The following is a 22,307-nucleotide window of genomic DNA, read 5'->3' on the forward strand; positions in this document are numbered from 1 at the left end:
AGGGCCTCGGTCAACACGACGACGCTGACCAATATGGCACTACCGCGCGCCCAGGCAAAGAGCCCGGCCGCGCGCGGTGATCGAATGGTGATCAAACGCCTCCCCGGCGAACCCGCCGGTTGGCCCGCCCAGACCCGGCTCGGTAGGCTCTGCGGCTGGGGGACCCGAGCTCCGGCCGAGGTCGGAGGGTTCCCGGACCGCAGAAGCCACCAGGACAGGACGACCACCGCCGTGCTCATCGCCGCGCTTCCCACCGGGCCCCTCTCCGCGAACTGCTACGTGCTGGCTCCCGCACCCGGCGGCGCGTGCGTCATCGTCGACCCCGGTCAGGGGGCCACACCCCAGGTCGCCAAGGCCCTGGCCGAACACGACCTCACCCCGGCCGCGATCCTGCTCACCCACGGCCACTTCGACCACGTCTGGTCGGCCGCCGAACTCCAGGAGGAGCACGGGATCCCGGTCCACCTGCATGGCGCCGACCGGGGCCTGCTCACCGAACCGGCCGCCGGGGTCGACGCCGGTTTCGCCGCCCAGCTGCGGATGCTCCTGGGCCCCGGCCCCTACCCCGAACCCGACCAGCTGGTCGAGGTGACGGACGGCCAGAGCCTCACCCTGGGCGGGATGGAGTTCACCGTCGAGCACACCCCCGGCCACACCCCCGGTTCGGTCGTCTATCTCACCCGCACAGAGGACGGTGTGCCGGTGATGTTCGCCGGGGACCTGGTCTTCGCGGGGTCGATCGGACGCACCGACTTCCCCGGCGGTGACGGCGACGCGATGAACGCGAGCCTCGCCCGCACCGTCCTGGGGCGGGGGGACGACACCCAGATCCTGCCCGGCCACGGCCCCGCGACCACGGTCGAGCGCGAGCGCGCCACCAACCCGTACCTGCGCGGGGTCGCGGGCTGACCGTCGCCCGCCGTCGTGATCCAGGGGACCGGCCGGTGCCGTTGGCGGTAGGATTCCAGTTGTTCAAGGGGCGACGCCCCGCCCCCGCCGGACCCGGTCTCGGGCTCCCCGGCATCCTCGCTCAGCCGCGTAGTTAGTGGACTTGGTAACTCATGCATCGTTACAGGACTCATTCGTGTGGTCAGCTCCGTGAGGAGCACGTCGGGCAGCAGGTGCGCCTCTCTGGCTGGGTGCACAACCGCCGGGATCTCGGTGGTCTGCTCTTCGTCGACCTGCGCGACCACTACGGTGTCACGCAGCTCATGGCCCGCCCCGAGTCCCCGGTGTTCGAGGAGCTCAGCCGCATCTCCAAGGAGTCGGTGATCCAGGTCACGGGCGTGGTGGCGGCCCGCAGCGCGGAGAACGTCAACCCCAACCTGCCGACCGGCGCGATCGAGATCGAGGCGTCGGAGGTGGAGGTCCTCGGCACCACCGAGGAGCTGCCGCTGACGGTCTACCCCGAGGACAACACCTCCGAGGAGCGCCGCCTCACCTACCGCTTCCTCGACCTGCGCCGTGAGCGCATGCACCGCAACGTCATGCTGCGCTCGCAGGTGGTGGCCTACATCCGCCAGAAGATGACGGAGCTGGGCTTCAACGAGTTCCAGACCCCCATCCTCACCAGCTCCAGCCCCGAGGGGGCCCGCGACTTCCTGGTGCCCTCCCGCCTGCACCCGGGTGAGTTCTTCGCCCTCCCGCAGGCGCCCCAGCAGTTCAAGCAGCTGCTGATGATCGCCGGGTTCGACCGCTACTTCCAGATCGCGCCCTGCTTCCGCGACGAGGACAGCCGCGCGGACCGCTCGCCCGGCGAGTTCTACCAGCTCGACGTCGAGATGAGCTTCGTCGAGCAGGAGGACGTCTTCGAGGTCATCGAGAAGGTCATGACCGACGTCTTCCGGGAGTTCTCCACGGACTGGGAGATCACCTCGCCCTACCCGCGCATCGCCTACCGCGACGCGCTGGAGTGGTACGGCACCGACAAGCCCGACCTGCGCGTGCCCATGAAGATGCTCGACGTCACCGCGCTCTTCGACAAGACCGACTTCCGCGCCTTCGCGGGCAAGAAGGTCCGTGCCCTGGCCGTCCCGAAGGTCGGGGACAAGCCCCGCAAGTTCTTCGACGGCATCGGTGACTACGCCGTCGAGCAGGGTGCCAAGGGCCTGGCCTGGCTGAAGGTCGGGGAGAACGGCGAGCTCACCGGTCCCATCGCCAAGTTCGTCACCGAGATCTCCGACGAACTGCTCCAGACCCTGGGCGCCGGTCCCGGACACGGCCTGTTCTTCTGCGCCAGCGAGGACGAGGCCGAGATCAACCGGATCATGGCCCCCGTCCGGGTCGAGGCCGGCCGCCGTGCCGACCTGGCCGAGGAGAAGGTCTACCGCTTCTGCTGGATCGTGGACTTCCCGATGTTCGAGCGCTCCGACGAGGGCCACATCGAGTTCAGCCACAACCCGTTCTCCATGCCCCAGGGCGGGATGGACGCGCTGGAGAACAAGGACCCGCTGGACATCCTCGCCTGGCAGTACGACATCGTCTGCAACGGCGTGGAGCTGTCCTCCGGCGCGATCCGGAACCACTCGCCCGAGATCATGTACAGGGCCTTCGACATCGCGGGCTACGACAGGGACGCGGTCGAGGCCGAGTTCGGCGGCATGCTCAAGGCGCTCAAGTTCGGCGCCCCGCCGCACGGCGGCATCGCCCCGGGCGTCGACCGGATCGTCATGCTGCTCGCCGACGAGCCCAACATCCGCGAGACCATCGCCTTCCCGCTGAACCAGAACGCCCAGGACCTCATGATGGGCGCTCCGGCGGTCGTCTCCGAGCAGCAGCTGCGCGACGTGCACATCCGCACGGTGCTCCCGGAGCAGAAGAAGAAGTAGCCGGACCGGCCCCGGGAACGGGGCCGCCGGACGTACACGAGGCGTCGGCCACCGGAGGGTTCCGGTGGCCGACGCCTCGTGTCTATTGCCTGGACCTCCCTCGCGGCCCCTTGTTAACCTGGGCCCATGCAGTACCTCTACTTCCTGTAGGCCGAACCGAGGCTCCCGCCCGCCACAGTGTGGCCGCGGGCGCACGACGTGTGTCCTGACCCCTTCCCGGGTCACCTCGTCTGCTCGAAGAGCTCACACGCGCCCCCGCCGTCGAACCGTGTTCGCGTTCCGGCCGGGCCGAGCTCGGTTCGGAGAAACCTTGCCTGCACTCAACCCCCGTTCCGGCCTGCCCGCCGGAGAGCGGGCCCAGCTCACCGCGTCCGGTGTCCACGTCGCCCGGGGCGGACGCCCCGTCCTGTCCGGCGTCGACGTGACCGTCACACCCCGCTCCCGGTGGGGCGTGGTGGGGGAGAACGGCCGCGGCAAGTCGACCCTGCTGCACGTCCTGACCGGGGCGCTGGACGTCGACTCCGGCCTGGTGCGCCGCGTCGGCACGCTCGGCGTTGCCGAACAGGAGATGACCGTCGCCGACGGCCGCACCGTCGGTGACCTGGTCGACCTCGAACTGTCCGACGCCCGTGCCGCCCTGGCCGCGCTCGACGCCAGCGCCACGGGTCTGGCCAGCGGCGACCCGCGGGCCGCCGAACACTACGCGGAGGCGCTGGACGCGGCGGAGGTCCTGGACGCCTGGGACGCCGACCGACGCGTGGACCTCGCCCTGGAGCACCTGGGCGCGGTCACCGACCGGTCGCGCCCCCTGGCGGCGCTCTCCGTCGGTCAGCGCTACCGGGTCAGACTCGCCTGTCTGCTCGGCGCCACCCGTGACTTCCTCCTCCTGGACGAGCCCACCAACCACCTGGACGCCGGCGGGCTCGACTTCCTCACCGACCGGCTGCGGGCACATCCGGGCGGCGTGGTGCTGGTCAGCCACGACCGCGCCCTGCTGTCGGACGTGGCCACGACCGTGCTCGACCTCGACCCGAGCCGGGACGGCGGGCCCCGCGTCTTCGGCGGGGGGTTCGCCGGATACCAGGAGGGTCGGCGCGCCGAACGGGAGCGCTGGGAGCAGGAGTACGAACAACAGCGGGCCGAGCACGCGCGGCTCACCCAGGACCTGTCCGAGGCACGGAACCGGCTGATCAGCGGATGGCGACCGGAGAAGGGCACGGGCAAGCACCAACGGGCCACCCGGGCGCCCGCCCTGGTCCGCGCCGTCCACCGGCGTCGGGACGACCTGGAGGCGCACGCCGTCACCATGCCGCCGCCACCGATGCGGTTCTGCTTTCCGGACCTGCCCGAACGGCCGGGCATCACCTTGCTGCGGGCCGAGGGGGTCCGTGTGGAGGGGAGGCTGGACCGGCCGGTCACGCTCGCCCTGGAGTCGGGCACGAAGCTGGTCGTCACCGGGCCCAACGGCGCGGGCAAGTCGACCCTGCTGTCACTGCTGGCCGGGCGGGCCGAACCCACCGGCGGGCTCGTGCGGACCGCGCGTACGGCGCGGGTGCGCCTGCTGGACCAGGAGTCGCCCGCGCCCGGTGCCCGGCGGGCCCGTGACGTGTTCGCCGCGCACGTGGGCCGACTCGTCAGCGAGGGCGTCCTCGAAGAGGAGGAGACGGTCTCCCTGAGCTCCCTGGGACTGCTGTCGTCCGCCGACGCGGGGCGGCCGGTGCGTGAGCTGTCGACCGGACAGCAGCGCCGACTCGACCTGGCGCTGGCCCTGGCGTCGAGGCCGCACGTGCTGCTGTTGGACGAGCCGACCAACCACCTGTCGATCCCACTGGTCGACGAGCTCACCGAAGGGCTTGGAGCGTCCGGTGCGGCGGTGGTCCTGGCCACCCACGACCGCCAGCTGAGGCGGGACACGGGCACCTGGGGGCGGCTCGACCTCGGGGCCGCCGAACCGGCGACCGAGTCGGTGCTCGGCTAGAGGAGCGGCGGGGCGGTGCGCCGGACCGGCACCGCCCCGCCGCGTCGGGTCAGGGTTTGGTGGCGCCGCAGCGCTGACAGCAGATGTCCTCGTCCTCGGGGTTGCTGTGGGTGCAGAGCCGACAGGTCCAGTCGCAGGTGGCGTCGGGGAGGAGAGCTCCGGCCAGGGCACGGACGCGTTCAGGGTGCATGGTGAGTCCTCGGGTTGGGGGACGAGTTCTCGACTGACCAGATCGGTGCCCGGAAAGACCTCGCTTTGAACGTGCCACATTCGGCCAGAAAGTGAAAATAGGTGATTAACAGGTCAAAAACCCCGTCCGTAATCCGGAAGAAGGCGACACGCGGATGCGGTCGGGCCCGTCATCCCCTACCGTTGGGGGCGAATCACCCTCCCACGCCGAGGAACGCACGTGTCCGGGAGTGAACACGGAGCGTCGACGAGGCCCGTCCCAAGAGGGGGCGCCGTGGGAGCGGAGTGCATTTCTGCGCCGCCGAGTCACACGGGCGTAACGATTCGCGCCCTGGGGCCGGTAGGGTACGGCCCCCCGGAGTGGAACCGGCCGTGACCCCAGCACGTTGATGGACCATGAGGGTCCGTGTTCGACGAGGTGACGCAGCCGACGGGAGACGGGCGCCGGTGGGCCGGCCTCGATTCCCGGCCCGGACCGTTCCCGTTCCGGACACTACAATGAGCCGAATCGGTACGTTCCAGGGGTGACCGCGCCTGACGCGGGTGTGACGTCCGAGCCGACATGAGGATGAGTCATACGTGAACGGAAAACGCGCTTCAGGCGGTGGCTCCGAGGACGCTCTCGCGGAGGCGTTCCGGCATGCTCCCGAGCCCATGGCGGTCACCGGGACCGACGGCGCGATCCAGCACGCCAACCACGCGCTCACCGAACTCTTCGGCCGGGAAGCCGACGAACTCGCCGGGCGGCCCTGGTTCGAACTCCTGGACTCCGCCGACGTCGAACACGGCACCCGTGCCCACGGTGACGCCCTCTCCGGGAACTGGCACCGCCGCTCCCGGCTGCGCCTGGCCGTCACCGACAAGTCCTCCCGGCTGGCCGAGGTCCGCCTCCGCCCCGTCGACGGCGACGGCGCCGTGCCCGACGACCCCGCCACTCCGGCCGTGGTCGTCCTCCTGCACGTGCTCTCCACCGAGGAGACCGACCTCCGCGTGGTCGGTGAACTGCGCACCGACAACTCCGACTCCGTCCTGTGGAGCCTGGACCTGAGCAACGGACGCCTGCGGGAACTCTTCGGACCCACCCCGCTGGGCGGGCTCCTGGCCGGGAACGACCGCGACCTGGAGCGCATCCTCGAACGCATCCACCCCGATGACAACGCCCGTGTCCGCGACGCCATGGCGGCCTCGTTCAGCGGCCGGGACTACGAGCAGCGCTTCCGGATCTTCGACCGTCTCGGGGACGAACGCTCCCTGCACGTGCGCGCCCGGTTCGTACCGGGTCAGCCCGACCGCCTGGTCGGGATCATCGACGACGTCACCGAGCACGTCCAGCTGGTGCGCCGCCTGGCGGACCGCCGCCGCACCGAGGCCGAACACGGCCGCCTGGTCACCGAGCTCTCCTCCAAGCTGGTCTCGGCCACCACCGTCGACAAGGTGATGGACCTGCTCAGCGAGGAGTTCCTGCCGATCTTCGGCGGCGTCTACGCCCTCGCCCTGTACGTCGAGGAGGGCATCCTGCGCACCTCGCCCAGCGCGAGGGAACGCGGGAACACCCACCGCATAGACGGTCGCCGTGCCGACGACACCGACTTCCCCATGGGCGCGGTCATCCAGGACCGCCAGCCCCGGTTCTTCGAGAGCCGCGCCGAGATCGCCAGCCGCTTCCCGGCCGCCGTCGACCTCATGCGCTCGGCCCGGGGCCAGGCCTGGGCCACCGTCCCCATCTTCGGAGACGGCAAGATCGCCCTCGGTGTGTGGCAGATGGTCTGGGACCGTCCCCACCACGCCAGCCGCGACGAACGCGCCCTCATGCTCACCTTCGCGGGGCTGGCCGGTCAGGCGCTCCAGCGGATCAAGGCCCAGCAGGCCGAGCTGGAACTGGCCGACGCCGTCCAGCGCCGCATGCTGCCCCGCCAGGTGGCGAGCTTCCCGGACATGGACATCGCCACCAAGTACCTGCCCTCCCGCGCCGAGTGGCGGATCTGCGGTGACTTCTACGACGTCATCGAGCTCCCCGACAACAAGGTGGGCCTCCTGGTCGGAGACGTGCAGGGCCACGGCGTGGAGGCGGCCGCCGCCATGGGCCAGATCCGGGTGGCCTTCCGCGCCTACGCCAGCAACCAGTCCGACCCGGGCGTCGTCCTGGGCGAGACCAACCGGCTGCTCACCGAGACCGGCGAGATCGTCTTCGCCACCTGCGGCTACCTCGTGGTGGACCGGGCCAGCGGGGTCATGCAGGCGGCCTGGGCGGGCCAGCCCCCGGCCGTGCTCGCCACCCAGGGCTCCTACGAACTGTGGTCACCCGAGACCGGACCGCCCCTGGGTGTGCTCGCCGACACCGAGTACACCGTGACCACCCGGGTGCTGGCCCCGGGCACCACGCTGCTGCTGTGCTCCGACGGCCTCGTCGAGAGCTCCGACGTCACCATGCAGGACGGCCTGGCCCAGGTGGGGGAGGCCCTCGCGCAGCACGGGCAGGACCCCAACGCCGCCGCGCAGGTCCTGGCGGAGATGGCGCCCGCGGGCCGGGGCGACGACATCGCCCTGCTCATCACCCGGATGATCCCGCGCGCCACGCCCCCGCCCGAACAGGCCGGGAGCCCGGAGAACATCTCCGTCCAGCAGGGCTGAGGTCGGGACCGGCCTCCGGGGCGACCACGGCCGTCTCCGTCCTCGCCTACCCTGGGTGCGTGTCCGAAACACTGTTCGACGATGCCGGGGCCGAGGCCGCCAAGGGGCAGGAACCGCTGGCCGTCCGCATGCGGCCGCGTACCCTCGACGAGGTCGTGGGCCAACGCCACCTCCTGGGCGAGGGCAGTCCGCTGCGCCGCCTGGTCGAGGACGACGCACCCATGTCCGTGTTCCTGTGGGGGCCGCCGGGGACGGGCAAGACCACCCTGGCCACCGTGGTCAGCCGGGTCACCCGGCGCAGGTTCGTGGAGCTCTCCGCGGTCAACGCCGGGGTGAAGGACGTGCGCGCGGTCGTGGAGGAGGCCAAGCGCCGCATGGGCATGAACGGCACCCGCACGCTGCTCTTCGTGGACGAGGTGCACCGCTTCAACAAGACCCAGCAGGACGCCCTGCTGCCCGCCGTGGAGAACCGCTGGGTCAGCTTCATCGGAGCGACCACCGAGAACCCCTTCTTCTCCGTGGTCAGCCCGCTGCTGTCCCGCTCCCTGCTGCTGTCCCTGGAGTCCCTGGACGACTCCGACATCAGGGCCCTGGTGGACCGGGCCCTGACCGACGAGCGCGGCCTGGACGGCCGGTACACCCTCACCGAGGAGGGCGCCGAGCACCTCATCCGGCTGGCCGGGGGAGACGGCCGCCGCTCCCTCACCTACCTGGAGGCGGGCGCCCTCGTCGCCGGGCCGCCCTCCGCCGACGGCCCGGTGGAGATCACCGCCGAGCACGTCGAGCGCGCCGTGGACCGCCACGCCGTGCGCTACGACCGCTCCGGCGACCAGCACTACGACGTCATCAGCGCCTTCATCAAGAGCATGCGCGGCTCCGACCCGGACGCGGCCCTGCACTACCTGGCCCGCATGGTCGAGGCGGGGGAGGACCCCCGCTTCATCGCCCGGCGCCTGGTCGTGCACGCCAGCGAGGACGTCGGCATGGCCGACCCCACCGCCCTCCAGACCGCCGTCGCGGCGGCCCAGGCGGTGGAGCTCATCGGGATGCCCGAGGCCCGGATCAACCTGGCCCAGGCGGTCATCCACATCAGCCTCGCCCCCAAGTCCAACGCGGTGATCACCGCCATCGACGAGGCCCTGTCCGACGTCCGCGCGGGCCGTGCCGGGCCCGTTCCGGCCCACCTGCGCGACGCCCACTACAAGGGCGCCGCCGACCTCGGGCACGGCAGGGGCTACCGCTACGCGCACGACCACCCCGGCGGGGTGGCCCCGCAGCAGCACGCACCCGAGGGGCTCACCGAGCGCGAGTACTACCGCCCCACCCAGCACGGGGCCGAGCGGCGCTTCACCGAGATCCTCCAGAGGATCAGGAGCGTCCTCAAGAGCGAGGGGTAGACCGGCGACGGCCCCGGCGCGGTGCGCCGGGGCCGTCCCACGGGAGAGGCGGGAGGGGGCGGAACCGCCCTCCCGTCCGGGCTCAGTCGGAGAACAGCTCGACGACCCCTACCACCTCACGGGGCCCGTCGCCCTCCTGGTCCTCGGCGAAGGTGAGCTCCACGATCATCACCGGGCCCCAGGACAGGTAGTCGACGAAGTCGCCGCCGCTCAGGTCCCAGGTGCCACGGGCCTCCTCGTCCAGGAAGACGTGCTCGGGGGCCGCGCAGAAACGGGCGCACTTCACCTCGGCGTCGGTCCGGATCACCGCCTCGCCCGGGTCACCGGCCTCCTCCCACTGCTCCGCCCAGGCCTCGTGGGACGGGATGCCCTGGTTGCGCGGGATCTCGTCGTCCCGGGTCACCGGCGTGTACACCCACACCCGCTCGTCCACCCCGGGTTCCGGCTCCGCCTGCTCCGAGGGGTCGAACCGGACCACCAGGGTCCCCGGGTCCTCCTCCTCGACGGGTTCCTCCTCGGGGGCCTCCGAACTCCCGTCGGCCACCGGGTCGGCCTCGGCGCCGTCACCGATCGCCTGGGAGAGGCCCCAGACGCCCCCGCCGACCAGCAGGGCGGCCACCGATACCGAACCCGCCAGGAAGAGGGCGCGGGTCGGGCGGCGGTCGCCCATCCGCCCCTCCAACCGGATCACCTCCGGCACCCGGGCGGGCGGCTCCACGGCGTGCCACTCGCGTTCGAGCACGCGGCTGATCTCCTCGCGACCCCCGGACGAGCCGTCCTCCCCGGACCCCTCGGCCTGCCACACCGCGAAGACCGCTCCGGTCACCTCGCGCAGGCTGGGCCGACGGTCCGGGTCGGGGTCCAGGGCACGCCCCACGACCGGCCGCAGCCCCTGGGGCAACCCGTCCAGGGCGAAGTCCCCGGAGGCCACCCGACCGGCGATCTCCTCGGGCTCGCCCGGACCGAAGGGCAGACGCCCGGTCCCCGCGAACGCCACGACGGCGCCCCAGGCGAACACGTCGGCGGCGGGCGTCGGCGCCCCGCCCCGGTACCGCTCGGGGCTCAGCCAGGTGGCCCCCGAACCGCGCAGCCGCTCCGCCCTTGGGGCGATCGCGCACTCCATGATGTGCGGACCGTGCGACTCCAGCAGGATCTCGCTGGGGCGCAGCGAACCATGCGAGACCCCGCGCGCGTGCAGGGCCGACAACCCCTCCGCCAGCGCGGTGGCCAGGGCGATCAGCTTCCCGACCCCGATCCCGCCCCGCCTGGTCACGTAGTGGGAGAGGCGCTGCCCGGCCAGGTAGGGCATGGACAGCCACGGGGGGTTGGCGTCCGCGTCGAACGCCAGGGGAACGACCACCCGCTCGGAGTCGACCTGCGACAGGTGGCGCAGCCTCCGGGCGAGGGCGGGGTGGACGTCGGGCGACTCCAGCTCGGGGGACCGGAGCAGCTTCACGGCGACCAGGCGGTCGCCAGCGGTGGCGGAGGCGGTGTCCACGGCGGCGTACACGGTGCCGGTGGAACCCTGCCCCAGTCGTCCGAGGACGAGGTAGGGGCCGATCCGCGACGGGTCGTCCGGGTAGAGGGGGGCCAGGTCCGGGGGTACCAGTACGGAGATCTCACGCGGAGAACGGGGGCTCATGGGTGTCCTGTCGGTGCTTCTGGGCCAGCGGGCGGCTGCGGGTGTGCCCTGGTGTCCGGACATCGTAGTGAAGAACCGTCCCTGCCGAGATTCTCGTCGAGGCCCGCCGCCCCGTCGATACCCGCAGCGCCTCCGAACGGGTCCGAACCCGGATCCGTCGGACACGTGACCGCCGCCACCGCCTGCCACACCGTGGCGCGCCCACGCGCCCCCACACCGGACGCGATAGGGTCAGCCGAAACCAGCCGCCCCGGCCCTCAGCGGCAGCGGCGGCGGACGCGGATCGGGAGCCCCGACCCGGCGCGATCGCTGGCCCCCGTACCCGACCACGGTGTCCGGTGCGCGCCCGAGCGCGCGCGGGGACCGTTCGCACATCCTCGAAGCAACCCTCTATCTGCCCTACGGAGCCTTCATGCTGACCGGAGGAGAGGTCGCCGCGCTCGTCGCAGCGGTGGTCTGGGCGGTGCTGGCCACGTTCATGTGCGTGGCGCTCGTCAAACTGATCAAGCTCATCAACGAGACCACCAAGGTCGTCTCCGAGGTGGGGGACCGGACCCCGCCCCTGCTGGACGACGTGGCCTCCACGGTGGAGCGCACCAACACGTCACTGGAGCGGGTCGAGGAGATCACCGCCAACGTGCAGGCCTCCTCGGAGGACGTCTCCTCCATGACCGCGCTCACCCGGTCGGTGTTCACCGGCCCGCTGGTGCGGATCGCCTCGTTCTCCTACGCCGTCCGCCAGGTCCTGGGCCGCCGCAAGGCCCTGGCCGTGGTGCGCGGACGCAAGAGGAAGGAGAACCGGTGATCGGCCGACTGTTCTACCTCGCGGCCGGGGCCGCGATCGGCGGCTACGTGGTCCACCGGGTCAACCGGGCCCGTCAGGCGCTGACGCCCGGGGGAATCGCCGACCGCGTCGAGGGCCGGGTCAGCGAGTACCGGGGCGCCCTCCAGGAGCTCAACGAGGACCTCACGGAGGCGGTCCGGGAGGAGGAGGCGGAGCTGCTGCGCCGGTACGCGCCCGAGCCTCGGGCCCTCCGTTCCGCCGACGCCGCGCCCCCGCTCGGCCCCGAACGCGGGTAGCAACTGGTCGTAACGGGAACAACCTGGGACAACGAGGGAACCGGACGGGGCCCGAACGGGTCAGATTTGTGACCGCATTCGCGAACCGCCAGCCCCTGACGCGCGTCTGTAGGGTTGACGAACCAGTGCAACACGGAGGAAGCGCCATGTACCCGCCACAACCGCCCCAGGGTCCCGTCCCCGGAGGCCACGACCCCTACAACCAGGGGCAGTACGGTTACCCCGGCGTCCCGCAGGCACCGGACAAGATGCCCGGCACCGCGATCACCGTGCGCGTGCTCATGTTCATCGGCGGTGTGTTCGGCCTGCTTCTCGGCGGTCTCGTCCTTCTGGTCGGTGTCGCTGCCGGTGGCGGCGGCGAGTTCGCCCAGGGCTTCGCGGAGGGTGTGCAGGAGACGGGCGTCCAGATCGACCCCGCCGAGATTGTCATCGTCATGGCGATCATCGGCGCCGTCATGCTCGTGTACGGCATCGTCTCCACCGCGCTCGCCTCGCTCATGGGACGGCGTAGCGGCGGCATCCTCTGGTCGATCGTCGTCTTCCAGGCCCTGGCCGCGCTCCTGCTGGTCATCAACCTGTTCACCGGCGCCATCGGCGCGATCATCCCGCTGTTCTTCGCGGTCGGCATGATCGTCCTGATGGTGGTCCCGGCGACCCGCGCGTACTACACGCCCGCGTCCGCCGGCCCCCGCGCCGGTTACTGAGAACCGGGGCGGTTCCGACCGCCCCGGCACCCCGGTCCGTTTCCTCGGGTCTGACTCTGTCGAGCCTTCCCGCACTCCACACATCTCCTCAGAGAGGACCAAGGTGTATCCCTCACCTCCCTCCGGCCCCAACCAGCCCTACGGTCAGGGCCACCCCCCGCAGCACCAGCAGGGCGGCTACGGCTACCCCCAGGCGCCGATGCCGCACGGCCCCGGCCCGGGCCAGCCCTACGGCGCCCCCGGCGCCCCGGTCCCGCCCCCGCACTTCCACGGCGGGCCCGGCGCGTCCGAGTCGCTGCCCGGTCCGGGCGTCGCCGTGCGCGTGCTCATGTTCATCGGGGGTCCGGTCGGTATCCTCCTCGGCCTGGGTGTCGGCCTGATGGTCCTGCTCGGTGTCGGGATGGGAACCGCCGCCGGCAGCTCGCCCGAGGTGGACAGCGCCGAGATGATGGGGATGGTGGGGGTCTTCGGTGCCCTCGGCGTCGTCGTCGCCCTGATCCCGCTCGTCTACGGCATCGTGTCGACGACACTCGCCGCCAAGATGGGCAAGCGCTCGAAGGGCGTCTACTGGGGCGTGGTCGTCTTCAACGTCATCGCGTCGCTTCTCCTGGTGCTCAACGTGATCGCGTCGATCGCCATGGAGGCCGCTCCCTCCTCGCTGATTCCGTTGGCCTTCCACGTCACGATGACCGGGCTCATGTTCGCCCCGACGGTGCGGCGCTTCTACGGCGCCTAGGCACGCACGTCACGGCCGGTCGATCCGGCGGAGAACCGGAGCGACCGGTGAGGGGCCCGGCGGGAGACCGCCGGGCCCCTCCGCGTTTCCGGGCCGCCCCGGAACCCGCGCGGGGATGCGTCGGTGGCCAGCGGCGATAGCCTGGGAACGGCCGGACCGCCGCCGTTGTCCCCAACGGCGCGAGTCCTCGGCGGCCACTGCAAACCATGCGCGCAGACGTGGCGGTCCCCTCTACGATGGGCCCCTACCGACCACGCGTGACCACGGTCCCACCCAGGGACAACCCCGCCGCCACGGCGCGGCGGAGCCAAGCACAGGAGGGCATCAATGGAGACGGCAGAGATCGCGCGCCGCTTCCTCAGTTTCTTCGAGAAGAACGGACACACCGTGGTGCCCTCGGCAAGCCTGATCGCCGAGGACCCGACGCTGCTGCTGGTGCCAGCGGGCATGGTCCCCTTCAAGCCCTACTTCCTGGGTCAGCGCACTCCCTCCTTCGACACCGCCACCAGCGTCCAGAAGTGCATCCGCACCAAGGACATCGAGGAGGTCGGCAAGACCTCCCGTCACGCGACCTTCTTCCAGATGCTGGGCAACTTCTCCTTCGGTGACTACTTCAAGGAGCGGGCGATCCCGCTGGCGTGGGAGCTCGTCACCACCCCGGTGTCCGAGGGCGGCTTCGGGATCGACCCCGAGAAGCTGTGGGTGACCGTCTACCTCGACGACGACGAGGCCGCGTCGATCTGGCGCGACAAGGTCGGGGTCCGGCCCGAGCGCATCCAGCGCATGGGCAAGGAGGAGAACTACTGGGACATGGGCGTGCCCGGTCCCTGCGGCCCCTGCTCCGAGATCTTCTACGACCGCGGCCCCGAGTACGGGATCGAGGGCGGTCCCGAGGCGGACGAGAACCGCTACATCGAGATCTGGAACCTCGTCTTCATGCAGTACGAGCGAGGTGAGGGCTCCGGCAAGGAGTACCCGATCCTCGGTGAGCTGCCGAAGAAGAACATCGACACCGGCCTGGGCCTGGAGCGCCTGGCGGCGGTCCTCCAGGGCGTCGACAACATCTACGAGACCGACATCATCGGCCGCGTGCTGCACCGCGCCGCCGAGCTGACCGGTACCTCCTACGGTGACGACCACGACCAGGACGTCATGCTCCGCGTGGTCGCGGACCACGTGCGCAGCGCCGTCATGCTCGTCGGAGACGGCGTCAAGCCCGGCAACGAGAAGGCCGGGTACGTCCTGCGCCGGATCCTGCGCCGCTCGATCCGCAACCTGCGCCTGCTCTCGGGCACCGAGGCCTTCTTCCTCCACGAGCTGACCGACGTCAGCATCGACGCGATGAAGGACATCTACCCGGACCTGCTCGACAAGGCCGACGTCATCCACGGCGTGATCGACAACGAGGAGCGCAACTTCGCGGACACCCTCCGCGCGGGCACCACGCTCTTCGGCCGCGCCGCCGAGCGCACCCGCGCCGCGGGCGGGACCGTGTTCTCGGGTGTGGACGCCTTCCAGCTCCACGACACCTACGGCTTCCCCATCGACCTCACCCTGGAGATGGCGGCCGAACAGGGCCTCAGCGTGGACGAGGGCTCGTTCCGCGAGCTCATGCAGCGGCAGAAGGACACCGCCAAGGCCGACGCCAAGGCGAAGAAGCTCGGCAACGCCGACATCTCCCTCTACGCCCAGATGCACGAGAACGCCGGGAACACCGAGTTCCTCGGCTACACCGAGTCCGAGAGCGACTCCCACGTCCGGGGCATCGTGGTGGACGGCACCGGAGTCCCGGCCGCCCGCGCGGGCGACAAGGTCGAGATCGTCCTGGACCGCACCCCGTTCTACGGGGAGAGCGGCGGTCAGCTCGCGGACACCGGAACCCTGACCGTCGACGGGCGCGGCGTCGTGGACGTCGAGGACGTCCAGAAGCCGCTCCCGGGCCTGTTCGTGCACCGGGGCACCGTGCGCTCGGGAGAGGTCGTCCTGGACGACACCGTGCACGCGGAGATCGACACCGGCCGTCGCCACGCCATCGAGCGGTCCCACTCGGCCACCCACCTGATCCACTCGGCGCTGCGCAACGCGATCGGGCCCTCCGCCGGACAGGCCGGTTCGGAGAACCGCCCCGGTCAGCTGCGGTTCGACTTCACCGCCGACAACGCGCTGGGCGGGGAGCGCCTGGCCGAGGTCGAGGAGGAGGTCAACACCGTCCTCGCCGGGGACATCGCGGTCCGGACCGAGGAGAAGAGCCTGGACGACGCGCTGAAGATGGGCGCGCTGGCCATGTTCGGCGAGAAGTACGGCGACCGCGTGCGGGTCGTGGAGATGAGCGACTACTCGGTCGAGCTCTGCGGCGGCACGCACGTCGGCTCCACCGCCAGGCTCGGCATCGTCAAGCTGCTGGGGGAGTCCTCCATCGGCTCGGGCGTGCGCCGCGTCGAGGCGGCCGTGGGGGTGGACGCGTTCAGGCGCCTGTCCAAGGAGTCGGCGCTGGTCGGCCAGCTCTCCGAGCAGCTCAAGACCCCGCGCGAGGAACTGCCCGAGCGGATCGACACGATGGTCTCGCGGCTGCGCGCCGCCGAGAAGGAGATCGAGAAGCTCCGCGCGGCGCAGGTGCTCCAGGCCGCGGGCGACCTCGCGGCGGGCGCCCGCCGACACGGCTCGGCCCGGGTCGTGGCCGCCGAGGCGCCCGAGGGCGCCAGCGGTGACGACCTGCGCAAGCTGGTCCTGGACGTACGCGGACGCCTCGGTGAGGACGAGCCCGTGGTCGTGGCGATGACCGCCGTGCCGAAGGACCGTCCGGTCGTGGTGATCGCCGCGAACAAGGCCGCCCAGAAGGCCGGGATCAAGGCGGGCGAGCTCGTGGGCGTCGCGGCCCGCGCCCTCGGCGGCGGTGGCGGCGGCAAGCCGGACATCGCCCAGGGCGGCGGAACCGACGCGAGCAAGGTGGACGAGGCCCTGCGCGCCGTGGAGGCGCGCGTCGCGGGCGCCTAGACGCCCGCGAGGCCGCTCCGACCGCGCCCCGTGGACCCTTCAGGGGGTCCACGGGGCGCGGTCCGCCTCCCGCCACACCGAAGCGGCCAATCACCCCGTCTCGCCGAACATGTCCGTACAGTTTCGCTATGTGACCAAGCTGACGGTTCTTCCGGCACCGGGTCCCGCTCCGACGCACGACACGGCCGGACGGCCCGGCGAGACGGGCCCGGACCCGGCACGTGACCACCGTGACCTACACTCGGACGGTACGTGTGCTCCCCGGTCCCCGTCGTCACGGCAGACCCGAGGCCAGAGGCCCCGTCCCCGCGCGACCGGGAGCGTTCCATGGGTGAGGCTGCGCACCGTCATCGAATCGGGCATACTGTGGCGCGTCACAGCCGATCACATGGCTGTCTGCGCGGAGATTCCCGCGATCCAGCTGATGAACAGGACCACCGTGTTGAGGATTTCCCAGCAGCGGTGCTGTGCCGTCGACGGTACGGCCGCCCGCGCGAGCAGCGCCCCCAGGCAGGAGGAGGCGTCCTCGTGAGACACGGTGTGCGCCTGGCCATCGACCCGGGCAACGCACGTATCGGAGTCGCCGCCAGCGATCCGAGCGGCGTGCTGGCCAGCCCGGTCGAGACCATCCCGCGAGGCAGGGGCGACGTCCAGCGCATCGCCCTCCTCGTCCTGGAGAAGGAGGCCCGCGAGATCGTCGTGGGCTACCCTGCTTCACTGTCCGGCCAGGAGGGACCGGCGGCCCGGTCCGCCCGCGAGTTCGCGAACACCCTGGCCCGGCTCCTCGACCCCGTCCCCGTCAGGCTCGTGGACGAACGACTCACCACGGTGACCGCGCAGGGACAGCTGCTCTCCGGCGCCTCCTTCGGGAAGAAGGGGGCCAGGGGCGGCCGGGCCCGCCGCTCGGTCATCGACCAGGCGGCCGCCACCGTGCTCTTGCAGAGTGCCTTGGACCAGGAACGGTCGACAGGCCATCCCCCGGGCGAGATCGTCCGTGCAAGCCAGGGAGATTCATGACCGACAGGGATGACTACCCCGATCCCTACCGTGGACGCGCCGACCGCGAGGACGGCTACGACTACGACCCGCTGTCCGACCCGCTGCCCGCGCAGCCGCCGTCACGCGGCCGCCGCGCGCGTCCCGAGCCCCGGTCCAACCACTGGACCGAGGAGGCCGGAACGGGTGAGTTCGGGCACACGGGGCCGCCCACCGGCGACGCCCGCGCCCCCCGGTACCCGACCCCCGCGCCGGGGGAGTCCGACCCCCGGGGCCGGACCGGACCCGCCCCGGGCCGCCGCCGCAGGGCCGAACCCCCGGCGGACGAGACGCCGTGGAACGGCGACCCCCAGACGGCCCAGCCCCGGCGCTTCGGCGCGGCCGACGCCCTGCGCGGCGGTCGGGCCGCACGCGGCGGACAGGCCCCCCAGCGCCCCGCCCAGGGTTCCCCCTCGGACACCGGAAGCCACCAGCGCCCCAGCGCCGACGCGACCCAGGACGCCCTCGCGGCCCTGGCCAACCTCGGCGGCGCCCAGAACTCCTCGCGCGGAACCGGGGCCCCCCAGCCCCCCGCCGACGCCCCCGCACAGGAACAACCCCCCCGCAGGGCCCGGCGCGCACGCGCCGAGGAGCCCGCGGAGCCGCGCTCCGCCTTCTGGGGCGACGACGCCGACGATCCCGCCCCCGCCTTCCCCGCGGACCCCCCCGAGGAAGAGCCCCAGGGCCGCCGGGCCCGCCGCAAGCGCGCCCCGGAGCCCCAGCCCGAGCCGGTACGCGACACGGGCGCCTTCCGCGCGCTGGAGCCCGAGGACGAGGAGCCGACCGGTCGTCGCGGCCGCCGCCGTGCCCGTCGTGCGGCGGAGGAGGCCCCCGAGGACACCGGTCCGTTCCGGGACCGTGAACCCGAGCCCGAACCCGAGCCCGAGTCCGAGGAGCCGACCGGCCGTCGCGGTCGTCGGCGCGCCCGTCGTGCGGCGGAGCCGGAGCCCGAGCCCGAGGAGTCCGGCGCCTTCGCCGCCCCGGTCACCGACACCGGCGCCTTCGCCGAGCTGTCCAACCTGGACGAGGACGAGGAACACCTCACGGACACCGGTTCCTTCCTCGCGCAGGAGCCCGAGGAGGAGCCCAAGGGGCGTCGCGGTCGCCGCCGCGCCAAGCGGGGACGCCGTGCCGAACCCGAGCCCGAACCCGTGGCGGAGGAGGAGCCCGAGGAGGACCTTTACGAAGAGGACAGCCTTGAGGACATCGCCGCCTCCTACGGCGACAGCCGTGCCACCCGCAAGCGCGCCAAGCGGGCCAAGGCCGCGCAGGCCGCCCGGCTCAACAAGGGCAAGCCGAAGAAGCGCAGGAGGAGCAAGGGCCTGACGGTCCTGCTCGCCCTGGTCCTGCTGCTCGTGGTCGCGGGCGGCGGTTACGGGGTCGCGCGCACCTACGTGTTCCCGCCGGACTTCTCCGGTGAGGGAGAGGGCGAGGTCGTCTTCGCCATTGAGAACGGGCAGAGCGGCACCGCCGTCGCCCAGAGCCTCGTGGACCAGGGCGTGGTCGCCAGCGTGCGGGCCTTCACCAACGCGCTCAGGTCCAACGGTGGAGAGGGCCTGGTGCCCGGCACCTACTCCCTGGCCGAGGGCATGAGCGGCGAGAGCGCCGTGGCGGCCCTGTTCGACCCGGAGAACCGGCTCGGGGGGCGGGTCACCATCCGCGAGGGGCTCCGATCAGACCAGGTGCTCCAGCTCTTGGCGGACAACACGGGCCTGAGCCTGGAGGAACTCCAGGCGGCGTACGAGCAGACCGACGAGCTCAACCTGCCCGACTACGCGTCGGAGGGCCCGGCGGGCTACCTGTTCCCGTCCACCTACCGGTTCGAACCCGACACCGAGGCCCTGTCGATGCTGCGCACCATGGTCACCCAGCACAAGCAGATCGCTGAGGAGGTGAACCTGGAGTCCCGGGGGGCCGACCTCGGGTACGACCCCAACGAGGTCATGGCGATCGCCTCCATCGTGCAGGCCGAGAGCGGCCGGGCCGAGGACATGCCGAAGATCTCGCGGGTGGTGCACAACCGCCTGGACATCGACATGCCGCTCCAGATGGACAGCACCTGCTTCTACGCCATCGGTGAGTACGGCATCGCGCTCAACAACGAGCAGCTGGCCGCGTGCAGGGACGACACCAGCGGGTTCGACACCTACCACAGCCCCGGTCTGATCCCCGGCCCGTTCGTGGCACCCGGACAGGACGCCATCGAGGCGGCGCTGGACCCGGCCGACGGTGAGTGGCTGTACTTCGTGGCCACCGACCCGGACAACGGCGTCACCGAGTTCGCGGAGACCCACGAGGAGTTCGAGGTCCTCAAGGAACGCTTCCAGGAGACCTGGGGCGGCGGAGCCAGCGAGGGCGGGGAATGACGCGCGCCGCGGTCCTGGGCTCGCCGGTGGCCCACTCCCTCTCCCCGGTCCTGCACACGGCCGCCTACGCGGCACTGGGCCTGGAGGACTGGTCCTACGGACTCTTCGAGTGCGACGAGGCGGGGCTGGCGCCCTTCCTCTCCGGATTGGACCCGGCCGAGTGGGCCGGGCTCTCCCTGACCATGCCGCTCAAGCGCCGGGCCATGGACCTGGCCGACGAGGTCACCGACCTGGCCACGGCGGTCGGCGGCGCCAACACCCTGGTCCGCCGGGGCGCGGGGTGGTCGGCGCTCAACACGGACGTGGAGGGGATCGCCACCGCCCTCACCGAGGCGGGGGTGGCGGCCCCGGCCAGCACGGTCGTCCTGGGCGCCGGGGCCACCGCGGCCTCCGCCCTGGCGGCCCTGCGGGAGCTGGGCGCGACCGGTCCGGTCACCGTCCTGGCCCGGGACACCGCGCGCACGGGTGAGGTCACCGCGGCGGCCGAGCGTCTGGGCCGACCCGTGCGGGTGGCCCCGCTCACGGAGATCGACCGCCACCTCGACGCCGACCTCGTGGTCTCCACACTGCCCTCGGGGGCGGCGGACGGGTACGCCGAACGGATCGCGGCCTCCCGCGCCGACCTGTTCGACGTGATCTACGCCCCATGGCCCACCCCCGCCGCCACGGCGGTGGCGGCCCGTGGCGGACGTGTGGTCGGCGGGTTCCCGATGCTCCTGCACCAGGCCGTCGCCCAGGTCCGCCTCATGACGGGGACCGACGACGTCCCCGTGGACGCCATGCGGGCCGCCGGAGAGGCCGAGCTGGTCCGGCGCTCCGACCAGGCCGCGGTCTGACCACCGGACACGGTGGTCGCGGGTCCTGCTATATTGGGTGTCATCGACTTGGTCCGGTGTGTCCTGCACGCCGGAGCCGCAAGCGGAGATGATCCTCCCACCTACCGGGCCGCGCCCGTGTGGGTCCCGGTCAGACGATGGGCACAGCGCCCCGAGTACGTCGGACACCCGTGTACGGGTTCCGGCGGCCCGGCGCGCGGTTCCGTCGTGAACGTCCGGTCGGATCGCCCCGCTTGCACACGCTGGCGGGGTTTTTCGTTTTTGGTGAGACCCCAACGCGGGCGGGTGGCCTGAACAAGCACGGGCGACCCGGTCGAACAGGCCGACCACCGCACGGTGGGCGGCCGGTCCCAGGTAATCCGAGAAAGCTAGGGAGGGGTCTCATCAGCACAGAGCCCCGCATCAATGACCGTATCCGGGTGCCCGAGGTCCGACTCGTCGGACCCAACGGTGAGCAGGTCGGAATCGTCTCCGTGCAGGACGCGCTGCGTCTGGCCCAGGAGTCGGACCTCGACCTCGTCGAGGTCGCGCCGACCGCGCGCCCGCCGGTCGCGAAGCTGATGGACTACGGCAAGTTCAAGTACGAGTCCGCGGTCAAGGCCCGTGAGTCGCGCAAGAACCAGTCGAACACGATCATCAAGGAGATCAAGCTCCGCCCGAAGATCGACCCGCACGACTACGAGACCAAGAAGGGTCACGTCGTTCGGTTCCTCAAGAGCGGGGACAAGGTCAAGGTGACGATCATGTTCCGTGGCCGCGAGCAGTCGAGGCCCGAGCTCGGGCGCAGGCTGCTGGCGCGTCTGGCCGAGGACGTCCAGGATCTTGGCACGGTCGAGTCCCAGCCCAAGCAGGACGGCCGCAACATGGTCATGGTGATCGGTCCGCACAAGCGGCGTTCCGAGCACAAGGCCGAGGCCCGCGCCGCGGCGGGGGACAAGACCCGCCGCGACGAGCGCGACCAGGCGTAAGGCGCCAGGGGAAGTCCCCCACCGCCCGGACGCCGTGTAGGCGACGACCGGGTGGTGGGGTGGGCTGCGCCCGACCAGTCCGTGATGCACCGGTGTGCGACGGGACCCCGCCGTAGTGGCGGAACAATCGCGGTGTCCGCATCCTGTGCGGGTGCCGCGCCGACGGAGTAGGAGACGACGGCGACATGCCGAAGAACAAGTCCCACAGTGGAGCCAAGGACCGTTTCAAGGTCACCGGCTCCGGCAAGATCATGCGCCGCCGTGCCAACAAGAACCACATCCTTGAGCACAAGACCTCCAAGCGCAAGCGCAAGCTGGGCACGGAGGCCGAGCTCGCTCCGGCCGACACCAAGAACATCAAGAAGCTCCTGGGCATGTAGCACCGGAGCACCTCCCGTCCTCCTTGGCGAGCCCGTGCGCCCGACTCCGTCGGCGCGCTGAGGCGCCCGGGGGACACCCACCTGAAGCGAACACGGTCGCTGGGTGCGTCCTGGCCGGACCGGTCGGCGCGCCGTGCGCGCCGGAAGAACCAATGAGGGAGTCACTGTGGCACGCGTGAAGCGGGCTCTCAACGCCAAGAAGAAGCGCAAGGTCGTTCTCGACCGGGCCAGTGGTTACCGCGGGCAGCGCTCGCGTCTGTACCGCAAGGCCAAGGAGCAGATGCTCCACTCGATGACCTACTCCTACCGGGACCGCAAGGACCGCAAGGGGCAGTTCCGTCGTCTGTGGATCCAGCGCATCAACGCCGCCTCCCGCGCTCACGGTCTGACCTACAACCGTCTCATCCAGGGTCTGAAGCTGGCTGAGATCGAGGTCGACCGTCGCATGCTGGCCGAGCTGGCCGTCAACGACGAGGCCGCCTTCGCCGTTCTCGTGGAGAAGGCCAAGCAGGCCCTCCCCACCACCGCCGCGGCCTAGCGGGC

General features: G+C 71.6%; 19 protein-coding genes. 16 read left to right on the forward strand and 3 right to left on the reverse strand.

Features of this window, described 5'->3' with window-relative positions:
• Positions 1–231: 231 nt before the first annotated feature.
• The 3 genes from AC0VYM_RS09740 (at position 232) to AC0VYM_RS09750 (ending at position 4,806) form a co-directional block, all read left to right on the forward strand.
• Positions 232–909 carry an MBL fold metallo-hydrolase gene (locus AC0VYM_RS09740; protein WP_475462984.1) on the forward strand — a complete coding sequence of 226 codons (678 nt, stop codon included), beginning with the start codon at positions 232–234 and terminating at the stop codon, positions 907–909.
• A 152-nt stretch (positions 910–1,061) separates the two neighbouring features.
• Positions 1,062–2,828, forward strand: a complete 1,767-nt coding sequence (aspS, locus tag AC0VYM_RS09745; RefSeq protein WP_475461288.1) for an aspartate--tRNA ligase — start codon at positions 1,062–1,064, stop codon at positions 2,826–2,828.
• 310 nt (positions 2,829–3,138) lie between these two features.
• On the forward strand, positions 3,139–4,806 hold the full coding sequence (locus AC0VYM_RS09750) for an ABC-F family ATP-binding cassette domain-containing protein (protein WP_475461290.1): 1,668 nt from the start codon (positions 3,139–3,141) through the stop codon (positions 4,804–4,806).
• Between the two features lie 49 nt (positions 4,807–4,855).
• Here AC0VYM_RS09750 and AC0VYM_RS09755 read toward each other — a convergent pair whose 3' ends face one another.
• Positions 4,856–4,996, reverse strand: coding sequence for a hypothetical protein (locus tag AC0VYM_RS09755; protein WP_475461293.1), 141 nt, complete (start codon positions 4,994–4,996; stop codon positions 4,856–4,858).
• A gap of 578 nt (positions 4,997–5,574) precedes the next feature.
• Here AC0VYM_RS09755 and AC0VYM_RS09760 point away from each other — a divergent pair.
• Both AC0VYM_RS09760 and AC0VYM_RS09765 read left to right on the forward strand, forming a co-directional pair.
• Positions 5,575–7,626: a SpoIIE family protein phosphatase gene (locus AC0VYM_RS09760; RefSeq protein ID WP_475461296.1), complete on the forward strand. Its 2,052-nt coding sequence runs from the start codon at positions 5,575–5,577 to the stop codon at positions 7,624–7,626.
• 59 nt (positions 7,627–7,685) lie between these two features.
• Positions 7,686–9,023, forward strand: coding sequence for a replication-associated recombination protein A (locus AC0VYM_RS09765; protein WP_475461299.1), 1,338 nt, complete (start codon positions 7,686–7,688; stop codon positions 9,021–9,023).
• Positions 9,024–9,105: 82 nt separating this feature from the next.
• On the opposite strand, the gene AC0VYM_RS09770 is transcribed toward AC0VYM_RS09765, so the two are convergent.
• Complete coding sequence (locus tag AC0VYM_RS09770) at positions 9,106–10,665, reverse strand: serine/threonine-protein kinase (protein WP_475461301.1); 1,560 nt, start codon at positions 10,663–10,665, stop codon at positions 9,106–9,108.
• Positions 10,666–11,077: 412 nt separating this feature from the next.
• On the opposite strand from AC0VYM_RS09770, the gene AC0VYM_RS09775 reads away from it, so the two are divergent.
• From AC0VYM_RS09775 to alaS, 5 genes are all read left to right on the forward strand, one after another.
• Complete coding sequence (locus AC0VYM_RS09775; protein WP_475461304.1) at positions 11,078–11,470, forward strand: DUF948 domain-containing protein; 393 nt, start codon at positions 11,078–11,080, stop codon at positions 11,468–11,470.
• Positions 11,467–11,745, forward strand: coding sequence for a hypothetical protein (locus AC0VYM_RS09780; protein ID WP_475461307.1), 279 nt, complete (start codon positions 11,467–11,469; stop codon positions 11,743–11,745). Before AC0VYM_RS09775 ends, AC0VYM_RS09780 begins: the two co-directional genes overlap by 4 nt.
• A gap of 146 nt (positions 11,746–11,891) precedes the next feature.
• A complete protein-coding gene (locus tag AC0VYM_RS09785) occupies positions 11,892–12,449 on the forward strand; it encodes a hypothetical protein (protein ID WP_475461310.1) in 558 nt (185 codons plus the stop codon).
• 103 nt (positions 12,450–12,552) lie between these two features.
• Positions 12,553–13,185 (forward strand): hypothetical protein, encoded by a 633-nt coding sequence (locus tag AC0VYM_RS09790; RefSeq protein ID WP_475461312.1) that lies wholly within the window; start codon positions 12,553–12,555, stop codon positions 13,183–13,185.
• 327 nt (positions 13,186–13,512) lie between these two features.
• Positions 13,513–16,179, forward strand: coding sequence for an alanine--tRNA ligase (alaS, locus tag AC0VYM_RS09795; RefSeq protein WP_475461315.1), 2,667 nt, complete (start codon positions 13,513–13,515; stop codon positions 16,177–16,179).
• 384 nt (positions 16,180–16,563) lie between these two features.
• On the opposite strand, the gene AC0VYM_RS09800 is transcribed toward alaS, so the two are convergent.
• Positions 16,564–16,716, reverse strand: coding sequence for a hypothetical protein (locus tag AC0VYM_RS09800; RefSeq protein WP_378747145.1), 153 nt, complete (start codon positions 16,714–16,716; stop codon positions 16,564–16,566).
• On the opposite strand from AC0VYM_RS09800, the gene ruvX reads away from it, so the two are divergent.
• The 6 genes from ruvX to rplT all read left to right on the forward strand — a co-directional run bounded on the left by ruvX (position 16,708) and on the right by rplT (position 22,302).
• Positions 16,708–17,196, forward strand: coding sequence for a Holliday junction resolvase RuvX (gene ruvX, locus AC0VYM_RS09805; protein WP_475461318.1), 489 nt, complete (start codon positions 16,708–16,710; stop codon positions 17,194–17,196). The genes AC0VYM_RS09800 and ruvX overlap by 9 nt on opposite strands.
• Positions 17,193–19,580, forward strand: a complete 2,388-nt coding sequence (mltG, locus tag AC0VYM_RS09810) for an endolytic transglycosylase MltG (RefSeq protein ID WP_475461321.1) — start codon at positions 17,193–17,195, stop codon at positions 19,578–19,580. The genes ruvX and mltG overlap by 4 nt, the downstream gene beginning before the upstream one ends.
• Positions 19,577–20,416 carry a shikimate dehydrogenase gene (locus AC0VYM_RS09815; protein WP_475461324.1) on the forward strand — a complete coding sequence of 280 codons (840 nt, stop codon included), beginning with the start codon at positions 19,577–19,579 and terminating at the stop codon, positions 20,414–20,416. The genes mltG and AC0VYM_RS09815 overlap by 4 nt, the downstream gene beginning before the upstream one ends.
• Before the next feature lie 401 nt (positions 20,417–20,817).
• Positions 20,818–21,384 carry a translation initiation factor IF-3 gene (gene infC / locus AC0VYM_RS09820; protein ID WP_255421507.1) on the forward strand — a complete coding sequence of 189 codons (567 nt, stop codon included), beginning with the start codon at positions 20,818–20,820 and terminating at the stop codon, positions 21,382–21,384.
• A 185-nt stretch (positions 21,385–21,569) separates the two neighbouring features.
• On the forward strand, positions 21,570–21,764 hold the full coding sequence (gene rpmI / locus AC0VYM_RS09825) for a 50S ribosomal protein L35 (protein ID WP_017583949.1): 195 nt from the start codon (positions 21,570–21,572) through the stop codon (positions 21,762–21,764).
• Between the two features lie 166 nt (positions 21,765–21,930).
• On the forward strand, positions 21,931–22,302 hold the full coding sequence (gene rplT, locus AC0VYM_RS09830) for a 50S ribosomal protein L20 (protein ID WP_026117095.1): 372 nt from the start codon (positions 21,931–21,933) through the stop codon (positions 22,300–22,302).
• Positions 22,303–22,307 lie beyond the last annotated feature (5 nt).

This window comes from Nocardiopsis sp. iso_237 (assembly GCF_056173345.1).